The organism is Streptomyces sp. NPDC059861, from assembly GCF_042731435.1.
In the GTDB taxonomy this organism is placed as follows: Bacteria; Actinomycetota; Actinomycetes; order Streptomycetales; family Streptomycetaceae; genus Streptomyces.
On sequence record NZ_JBHWJQ010000019.1, the window covers coordinates 128,250 to 136,628 of the forward strand.

7 protein-coding genes are annotated in these 8,379 nt (G+C 73.4%); 2 read left to right on the top strand and 5 right to left on the bottom strand.

The window, feature by feature from the left end:
* Positions 1 to 17 precede the first annotated feature (17 nt).
* The 3 genes from ACFV6X_RS18870 to ACFV6X_RS18880 all read right to left on the bottom strand — a co-directional run bounded on the left by ACFV6X_RS18870 (position 18) and on the right by ACFV6X_RS18880 (position 2,436).
* Positions 18 to 710 (bottom strand): hypothetical protein, encoded by a 693-nt coding sequence (locus ACFV6X_RS18870; protein ID WP_385384773.1) that lies wholly within the window; start codon positions 708 to 710, stop codon positions 18 to 20.
* The gene (locus ACFV6X_RS18875; RefSeq protein WP_385384776.1) at positions 698 to 1,246 is read right to left on the bottom strand and encodes a SigE family RNA polymerase sigma factor; all 549 of its coding nucleotides are present in this window, start codon (positions 1,244 to 1,246) and stop codon (positions 698 to 700) included. The genes ACFV6X_RS18870 and ACFV6X_RS18875 overlap by 13 nt, the downstream gene beginning before the upstream one ends.
* A 254-nt stretch (positions 1,247 to 1,500) precedes the next feature.
* Positions 1,501 to 2,436: an A/G-specific adenine glycosylase gene (locus tag ACFV6X_RS18880; RefSeq protein WP_385384779.1), complete on the bottom strand. Its 936-nt coding sequence runs from the start codon at positions 2,434 to 2,436 to the stop codon at positions 1,501 to 1,503.
* Between the two features lie 238 nt (positions 2,437 to 2,674).
* Here ACFV6X_RS18880 and ACFV6X_RS18885 point away from each other — a divergent pair, with 238 nt between their 5' ends.
* Complete coding sequence (locus tag ACFV6X_RS18885; RefSeq protein ID WP_385384781.1) at positions 2,675 to 3,520, top strand: hypothetical protein; 846 nt, start codon at positions 2,675 to 2,677, stop codon at positions 3,518 to 3,520.
* 174 nt (positions 3,521 to 3,694) lie between these two features.
* On the opposite strand, the gene disA is transcribed toward ACFV6X_RS18885, so the two are convergent.
* Together disA and radA are read right to left on the bottom strand one after the other, a co-directional pair.
* A complete protein-coding gene (disA, locus tag ACFV6X_RS18890; RefSeq protein WP_365450907.1) occupies positions 3,695 to 4,819 on the bottom strand; it encodes a DNA integrity scanning diadenylate cyclase DisA in 1,125 nt (374 codons plus the stop codon).
* 80 nt (positions 4,820 to 4,899) lie between these two features.
* On the bottom strand, positions 4,900 to 6,309 hold the full coding sequence (gene radA, locus ACFV6X_RS18895) for a DNA repair protein RadA (protein WP_385384784.1): 1,410 nt from the start codon (positions 6,307 to 6,309) through the stop codon (positions 4,900 to 4,902).
* Between the two features lie 240 nt (positions 6,310 to 6,549).
* Between radA and ACFV6X_RS18900 the strand changes: the two genes are divergently transcribed.
* The gene (locus ACFV6X_RS18900; protein WP_385384787.1) at positions 6,550 to 8,292 is read left to right on the top strand and encodes a hypothetical protein; all 1,743 of its coding nucleotides are present in this window, start codon (positions 6,550 to 6,552) and stop codon (positions 8,290 to 8,292) included.
* Positions 8,293 to 8,379 lie beyond the last annotated feature (87 nt).

An 8,379-nucleotide genomic window follows, 5' to 3' on the forward strand; every position in this document is an offset into this window, starting at 1 on the left:
TGCCGGTCCCGGGCCGGTCAGTTGCTCTCGGGCGCCGGGGTCGGTTCCGGGCCGACGACCGTGCTGTAGTCGTTGCGCGTGCGGTACTCCTCGGCGAAACGGCCCGCCGTCCAGCGGTACGTGATCACGTTCTCGCCGGACGGGCTCGACACCGGGTCGCCGCGCTCGTAGACCTGCTTGGTCACCACCAGGTCGCCGCGGTCTATCTCGGCGTAGACCGGAGGCTCCTCGGCCTTGAAGACGTTCTCGTAGGTGCCGTTCTCCTCGCGATACACATACGAGCCGATGCCGACGACGTCACTGCAGGTCACGACGTTGACGACGACGTCCTCGGCGGTACCGCCGGTCAGATCGCCGTAGGACAGGTCGACCGGGTACTCGTCGGCGACGCAGGGCTTCAGGACGCGCTTGACCGCCGCCGAGACCTGCGGATCCGCCTGCAGCAGCTTGACCGCCGTGGCCCGGGTCAGGCTTCTGGACGGCGGCACCGCGGAGACGGGGGCGGCCGGGCTCACCGCCGTGCCCGCCACCGGCTCGTCGTGCGCCGGTCCCTCGTCCCGGGCGCCGGTGCCGCCCGTCGCGCAGGCGGACAGTAAAAGGCTGAGGGTGGTGAGCACGGACGCCGCCGTGGTCACCGCCTGGAAGGTACCTCGGGCCGGGGTGAGCCCGGGGCCGGTGCCGACACCGGCCCTGCCGGTCAGGCCGCGCAACGCTCCCGCTCCTCACGCTCCAGCGCGCGTGCGTCCAGGTCGCGGGCCTCCAGCTCCTCGCGGAGCCGGGCGAGCGCCCGGTGCAGCGTGCTCTTGACCGTTCCGGCCGACATGCCGAGGGCGGCGGCCGTCTCCTCAGTGGACATCTGCTCCCAGTGTCGCAGCACGACGACACTGCGCTGCTTGGGGGCGAGCACCTTCATGACGTCCATCAGCAGGGCGCGGTCCGCGTGCTGCTCCGAGGAGTCGTCCACGCACGACTCGGGGAGCTGCTCGGTGGGAACCTCCTCCAGCTTACGGGCCCGCCACCACTCGGTCCGCGTGTTGATCATGACCCGGCGCAGATAGGCGTCCGCGAGCCGCTTGTCGGCTATGCCGTCCCAGCGGCCGAATGTCCGCGCCAGTGCCGTCTGGAGCAGATCCTGGGCGTCGACCGGGTCCGGGACCAGCCGCCGGGCACTGCGCAGCAGCGCGTCCTGCCGGGTGCGGACGTACTCCTCGAACCCGAGCACCTCGCCCACGTCACCCTGCGACATGATCAACCGCCTCCATCCCCGTTTTCCTTGGCTGTGCCCCCCTGCCGGGCACGGAAATGAAGCTACGGAGGCGTTGTCACGGGGCTGTGCGAAGCAGCCTGCGGTGAACGCTCGGCTGTCCGTCGGTTGTGTAACGGAAGTAGGAAACGGTTAAGTGCGCAAGGCAGTTGGGGCGGTTATGGGATGATTTGGGCGGTGGAGGGGTGGCCAGCTTTGTGACATGAAGGTGCGCCGGGTTGTGTTCCCTCTGTGCGTCAGCTCAGCGGCAGCCGGTACAGGCCGCCCGGCAGCGGCTCCACCAGACCGTCGGAGACCAGGCCGTCCAAGGCGCGGGCGCGCTGGACGGGCTCGTGCCACACGCGGTCCAGACGCGCCTGCGGGACGGGCGCGTGCGCCTCGCGCAGCACGGCCAGCAGCTTGCCCCGCACCTGGCGGTCCGTGCCGGCGTACGTCTGGGCGCGCCGCGGCGGGCCCTCGTGCTCCGGCTTGCCCGCCAGTCGCCACGCGCACTGTGCGGCGATCGGGCAGTGGTGGCAGCTCTCGTTCTTGGCCGTGCAGACCAGCGCGCCCAGCTCCATCGAGCCGGCGGCCCAGCGGGCGGCGATCGCCTCGTCGTCCGGGAGCAGGGCCCTGGCCAGCCTGCGCTCGGCGGCCGTCGTCGCGTTCGGCGGGTACTGCACGCCGGTGACCGCGCGGGCGAACACCCGGCGGACGTTGGTGTCGAGCACGGCGTGGCGCTGCCCGTAGGCGAACGACGCCACCGCCGCCGCGGTGTACTCGCCGATGCCGGGCAGCGCGAGGAGCTGCCCGTGGTCGGTGGGCACGTCGCCGCCGTGCCGTTCCGTTATGGCCACGGCGGCGCCGTGCAGACGCAGGGCGCGGCGCGGGTAGCCGAGCCGGCCCCAGGCGCGGACGGCCTCGCCGGGGGCCTCCTTGGCGAGGCCGGCGGGGCGCGGCCAGCGGGCCAGCCACTGCTCGTAGATGGGCAGCACGCGGTTGACCGGGGTCTGCTGGAGCATGAACTCGCTGACCATCACGCCCCACGCGCCGGCCTCCGGCCGCCGCCAGGGCAGGTCGCGCGCGTGCTCGTCGAACCAGGCGATGACGGGGGAGTGGAGGTCCTCCCCGCTCGGGGAGCCGGTGACGGCCTCGGCGGGGCTGGTGTGCGGGGGCTTCGTGGGAGCAGTCATGGCAGTTCCGATCCTGCCATGCCGGTGCGGATCGGCCGTGCTGCTGCGAAGCGTTTCGCGGCCCGGCAGACACGGGCCCAGGGCGCGGGTCCCGGGGGCGCCCGGACCCACCGCTGTGCCCTCGCATCCAACTCTCGTGCGCCCGCGCGGCGTTTCCGGGATGATGATCCGGAAAAGTTGTGGCTCCAGGCGGCGGGTGGGGCCGGTGACGCCACCGATCTCTCGTACAGTTTGCGCCGTGGGATCTCTGCGCAATCCGGTCGGGCCGCTTCCCTCCTCCATCTACTGGCGACGGAGGGTGATCATGCTGTCCGTGGTCGCCCTGCTGGCCCTGCTGGTCACCTGGGTCGTGACCTCCGGTGGCGGCGGTGGGAGCGGCAACGGCGCAGGGGGCTCCGACGGCAAGAATCCCGCGCCCTCCATCACGCCGGGCCCGTCCGGTTCCGGTCCCGCGATCAGCGAAGCGCCCGGCGGACGTGACGAGTCGGGCGACGAGGGCTCCGGCGGGAGCGACGCCGGGGACGGATCGGACGACGGTACGGGTGACGGCGCCGGCGCGGGTTCGGGTGACGGCGAGGGGGCCGGCGGATCGGACGGTGCGGGCGCCGGCGGTTCGGGTGCGGACTCCTCCGGCGGTGGCGTCGGTACGGGCGACGCGCTGCCGGCCGGGTCCTCGCTGCCCAACTGCGCGCCGAACACGGTGACGTTGACCCTGCGCAGCGTGCGCAACGCCTACTCGCCCGACGAGACGCCGGCGTTCCGGCTGACGGCGAAGAACACCTCCAGCGGTGACTGCAAGGTCGATCTGGGGCCGAAGGGCACGGTGCTGACGGTCACTCAGGCCGCGGGTGACGACGACGCGTACTGGTCGTCGGCCGACTGCCCCAAGGGCTCCGGGAGCCTGCTGTACCGGGTGCCGGCGGGGAAGAGCATCACGTACACCGTGGAGTGGGACCGCAAGCCGAGCGCCCCCGAGTGCGGGACGCCTCCGGCGGGAGTGGCCGGGGCGGGGACCTATCTGCTGGAGGGCAAGGCGGCGGGGTTCGGGACGCTGCGGGCTTCGTTCGTGCTGGACGCCGACTGACCGCTGCGCTTGGCCGGAGGCCGGTGCTGTCAGGTGCGGGCCGTTGTGGCCGGGAGCGGCTGCGGCTGGGGCCGCGGTCGCGCCGTGCGTCGGGTGCGGGTTCGCCGTGGCTGGTCGCCAAGTTCCTCGCGCCCCTGGGAGGCGCGGCCCCTCGGGGCGTTGCCCAGGGCGGCGCTAGACGTAGCGTTCCAGGATCGACGACTCCGCCAGGCGGGACAGGCCCTCGCGGACGCTGCGGGCGCGGGCCTCGCCCACGCCGTCCACCGTCTGGAGGTCGTCGACGCTCGCGGCGAGCAGCTTCTGGAGGCCGCCGAAGTGCTCGACCAGCCGGTCGATGATGGCGCCCGGCAGCCGCGGCACCTTGGCCAGCAGCCGGAAGCCGCGCGGTGAGACCGCGGAGTCGAGGGCCTCGGGGGAGCCGGTGTAGCCCAGAGCCCGGGCCACCGTCGGCAGCTCGAGCAGCTCGGCATGGCTGAGCGCGTCCAGCTCGGCCAGCGCCTCGTCCACCGTGCGCGAGCGCTTGGCCGTGGGCTCGGGGACGTAGTCCCGGACGACCAGCTCCCGCTCGGGCTCCACTCCCGCGATCAACTCGTCCAGCTGGAGTGCGAGCAGGCGACCGTCGGTGCCCAGCTCCACCACGTACTCGGCGATTTCGGTCGCGATCCGGCGCACCATCTCCAACCGCTGCGCCACCGCCGAGACGTCCCGGACCGTCACCAGGTCCTCGATCTCCAGCGCGGACAGCGTGCCCGCGACCTCGTCCAGGCGGAGCTTGTAGCGCTCCAGGGTCGCGAGCGCCTGGTTGGCGCGGGAGAGGATCGCGGCCGAGTCCTCCAGGACGCGGCGCTGCCCGTCGACGTAGAGGGCGATCAGCCGCATGGACTGGGAGACCGAGACCACCGGGAAGCCGACCTGTTTGCTGACGCGGTCCGCGGTGCGGTGGCGGGTGCCGGTCTCCTCGGTCGGGATCGTCGGGTCGGGGAGCAGCTGCACGCCGGCCCGGAGGATCTTCGACAGGTCGGAGGAGAGCACGATGCCGCCGTCCAGCTTGCACAACTCGCGCAGCCGGGTGGCCGTGAACTCGACATCCAGGACGAATCCACCCGTGCACATGGACTCGACGGTCTTGTCGGAGCCGAGCACGATCAGGCCGCCGGTGTTGCCGCGCAGGACGCGCTCCAGGCCGTCGCGCAAGGGCGTGCCGGGGGCGACGGCGCTCAGCGAGGCGCGCATCAGGCCATCGGAACCGGCACTCCCGCCGTACTTTCCGGGAGCTGCTGCCCGGTCGTTGGCTGCCACTGCACTCCTCCGGTCGCAGGTTGTGGGGCGCTCCCGGATCCGCACGCGGTTCGTACGGACGGGCGAGACCAGGGCAAAGTCTACCGGCGGTCCTCCGCGTCCTGGGGGGCCTCTCGGCGACGGGAGCGGGGCAGCACCCTCAGGGCGTCCCCTATGTCCGCGACCTCCAGCACCTTCATACCGGCCGGGACCTTCCCCGGGTCGCCCGGCACGAGGGCGTGCGTGAAGCCCAGCCGGTGCGCCTCGGCGAGCCTGCGCTGCACGCCGGTGACCCGCCTGACCTCGCCCGCGAGGCCGACCTCGCCGATCGCGACGAGGTTCTTCGGCAGCGGGGTGTCGCTGGCGGCGGAGGCCAGCGCCAGGGCGATGGCGAGGTCGGCGGCCGGCTCGGAGAGCTTCACCCCGCCGACCGTCGCGGAGTAGATGTCCCGTTTGCCCAGCGCGCTGATCCGCCCGCGCTGCTCCAGCACCGCGAGCATCATCGAGACGCGGGAGGTCTCCAGGCCGGAGGTCGTACGGCGCGGGGAGGGGATCTGGGAGTCGACCGTGAGCGCCTGGACCTCGGCCACCAGGGGGCGGCGACCCTCCAGGGTGACGGTCAGGCAGGTGCCCGGGACTGGTTCGGCACGACGTGTCAGGAAAAGTCCGCTCGGGTCCGCAAGGCCCGTGATGCCCTCGTCGTGCAGCTCGAAGCAGCCGACCTCGTCCGTGGTGCCGTAGCGGTTCTTGACGCCTCGTACGAGCCGCAGGCGCGCGTGCCGGTCACCCTCGAAATGCAGCACGACGTCGACGAGGTGCTCCAGGAGGCGGGGGCCCGCGATCGCGCCGTCCTTGGTGACATGGCCCACCAGGAGCGTGGACATGCCGCGTTCCTTGGAGGCGCGGATCAGAGCGCCGGCCACCTCCCGCACCTGCGCCATGCCGCCGGGCGCGCCGTCGATCTCGGGGGAGGCCACCGTCTGCACCGAGTCCATGATCAGCAGCGACGGCTTCACCGCGTCCAAGTGACCCAGCACGGCGGACAGATCGGTCTCGGCGGCGAGATAGAGGTGGTCGTCGATGGCGTGGATGCGGTCGGCGCGCAGCCGGACCTGGCTCGCCGACTCCTCGCCGGTCACATAGAGGGTGCGGTGCTCGTCGCTGGCCGCCTTGGCCGCCACGTCCAGCAGCAGCGTCGACTTGCCGACGCCGGGCTCGCCCGCGACCAGCACCACCGCGCCGGGCACCAGACCGCCGCCGAGCACCCGGTCCAGCTCGGGCACACCGGTGGAGCGCGCGGTCGCCTGCCGGCCGTCGACCTGACCGATGGGCAGCGCAGACGTCGTGACGCGTCCCGGCGTCGTGGTCCGTACCGCGGGCGTGCCGTACTCCTCGATCGTGCCCCAGGCCTGGCACTCGGGGCAGCGACCGAGCCATTTGGCCGTCTGCCAGCCGCATTCGGTGCAGCGGTAGGACGGACGGTCCTTGGTGGTCTTCGTACGGGCAGCCATGGACGGAACCGTAGCCGCCGGCACTGACAGCCGGGGTACGGGCCTCGTGAAGCGGCACGTTGCGGGCCCCCGGTTCACGCCCGGGCGCGCGCCCGTGCGCACCCCCGGCCGGCGACCCCGTCACGAACGAGCAATGGAATGGAGGGTTCCTGTCCCCTTATGAGGGATCGTTTCACCCGTACGGATTAAATGTGCTCAACGGGGCGGAAGCGGCCACTCGCCGCCGCCTACGGTCGCCGGGTGATGAGCAGCAGCCCGGACACCACGACCCGCACCACTGGCGCACATCGTGCGCGCCGTGAGGCGCGTGACCGCGCTGCGGCGCGCACATTGGTGCAGCGGCCGCCCGCGCGCTACGAGCCCTACGTGGACGGTCTGTTCACGTACTGCCTGTCCGTGCTGTGCGACCACGAAGCCGCCACCGCCGCCCTGGGCGAGGCCCTCGCGCTCGCCGAGCGCCGGGGCCAGCGTGCCCCGGAGTCCGCCGGTGACCGCAGGGCCTGGCTCTACGCGCTGGCGCGCTGGGCCTGTCTGCGCAAGCTGGCCGAGGCCAAGCAGAAACGTCAGGCCGGCCACGCGGCGGGCCGCCACGGCGACGAGGGCAAGCGCGGTACACAGCCCGGCTCGCCCCCCGTCTCCGAGCTCGCACAGGAACAGCGCAGACGCGAACTCGCCCTGCTCGCCTGGCCGGAGGCCGCCGGCACCACCCCCGAGCAGCGCGAGGCGCTCGAACTGGCCGTGCGCCACCACCTGTCCGCCCACGAGGTCGCCGCCGTCCTCGGCATGGACCTCGCCGCCGCCCGTGACCTGCTCTCCTCGGCCGCCTGCGAGGTGGAACGCACCCGCGCGGCCCTCGCCGTCGTCGAGACCGGCGCCTGCCCGAGCGTCGCCCGTCTCACCGGCGACAACCAGCTGGTGCTCAGCAGCGCCCTGCGCCGCGAACTGGTCCGGCACGTCGACGACTGCCCCCGCTGCCGCCGCACCGCCGAGCGCGCGCTCCCCGGCAGCTGGCCCGGCGGAGGTCCGGCCCCCACCCAGCTGCCCGTCCTGGAGGCGCCCCGCCCGGCCCTGCACATGGCCATGGCGCACCACCCGCGCGCGCGGGCCGCCGCGCCCCGCTTCGACCGGCGCGGCTTTCCGATGGACCCCAAGGACCGCGCCGCGCGAAGAGACCGCCTGCGCGCGCGTGCCGTCACCACGACGGTCGTCGCCGCCGTGGTGGCCGCCCCCGTGCTCGCGCTGTGGTCCGCCTACCGGGGCACGCCGATCACCGGCGAGGGCACGGGCGCCCGGGGGGCCACCGCCAGCCGGGACGACGGCCCCGGCACGCTCGACGGCGAGCGCACGGACGGGGGCTACGAGAACGCCGGCAACGCCAGCACCAGCCCCGGCGGCCGCTTCTCCCAGGGCAACAAGCCCGACGTGTCGGTCGAGGTCATCAGCGTCGCCGGGGCCGGGCAGAAGGGCGCGGGCCGCCTCGCGGTGGCCGCGGACAACACCGGCGACACCACCCGCGTCACCCTCACCGCCTCCGGCTCCGCCCCCGTCCGCTGGTCCGCGACCACGGCCGCCTCCTGGCTCTACATGAGCCGCTCCTCGGGAACGCTCCACCCCGGCGAGACGTTGACGATCAAGGTGTACGTCGACCCGCTGCGCGAGCCCTCCGGGTTCTGGAGCGCACGGGTCGCGATCTCACCGGCCGGTGCGATCGTCTCCATCCAGGGGTACGGCAGCGCGCCCACCCCGTCCGACCCCAGCCCGGGCCCGGACCCCGGGCCCAGCACTCCGGGCGGCTCCGGCGAGCCCACCCCGCCCGACCCGGATCCGACGCCCACGACCCCCGCGCCGCCCGATCCCACGCCGACCGACCCGACCACGCCACCGCCCGACCCCGAGCCGACGCCCACCGCGTCCAACCCGTCGGCGCCGGGCAGCCCGTCGCCGCCGCCCAGCGGCGGCGATCCGAGCCCCAGCACCTACTAGTGCTGCCCCGCGCAAGTTCGTGGAGGGGTGTTGGGTCTGATCAGGCGGTCTTGAGTGGGCTGCCGTCATAGGTCCACCTGTACGGCT

What these genes read in the sequence shown, in the direction of transcription:
- ACFV6X_RS18875 (WP_385384776.1), bottom strand. Translation starts at nt 1,246, where the DNA reads ATGTCGCAGGGTGACGTGGGCGAGGTGCTCGGGTTCGAGGAGTACGTC.
- ACFV6X_RS18880 (WP_385384779.1), bottom strand. Translation starts at nt 2,436, where the DNA reads ATGACTGCTCCCACGAAGCCCCCGCACACCAGCCCCGCCGAGGCCGTC.
- radA (WP_385384784.1), bottom strand. Translation starts at nt 6,309, where the DNA reads ATGGCTGCCCGTACGAAGACCACCAAGGACCGTCCGTCCTACCGCTGC.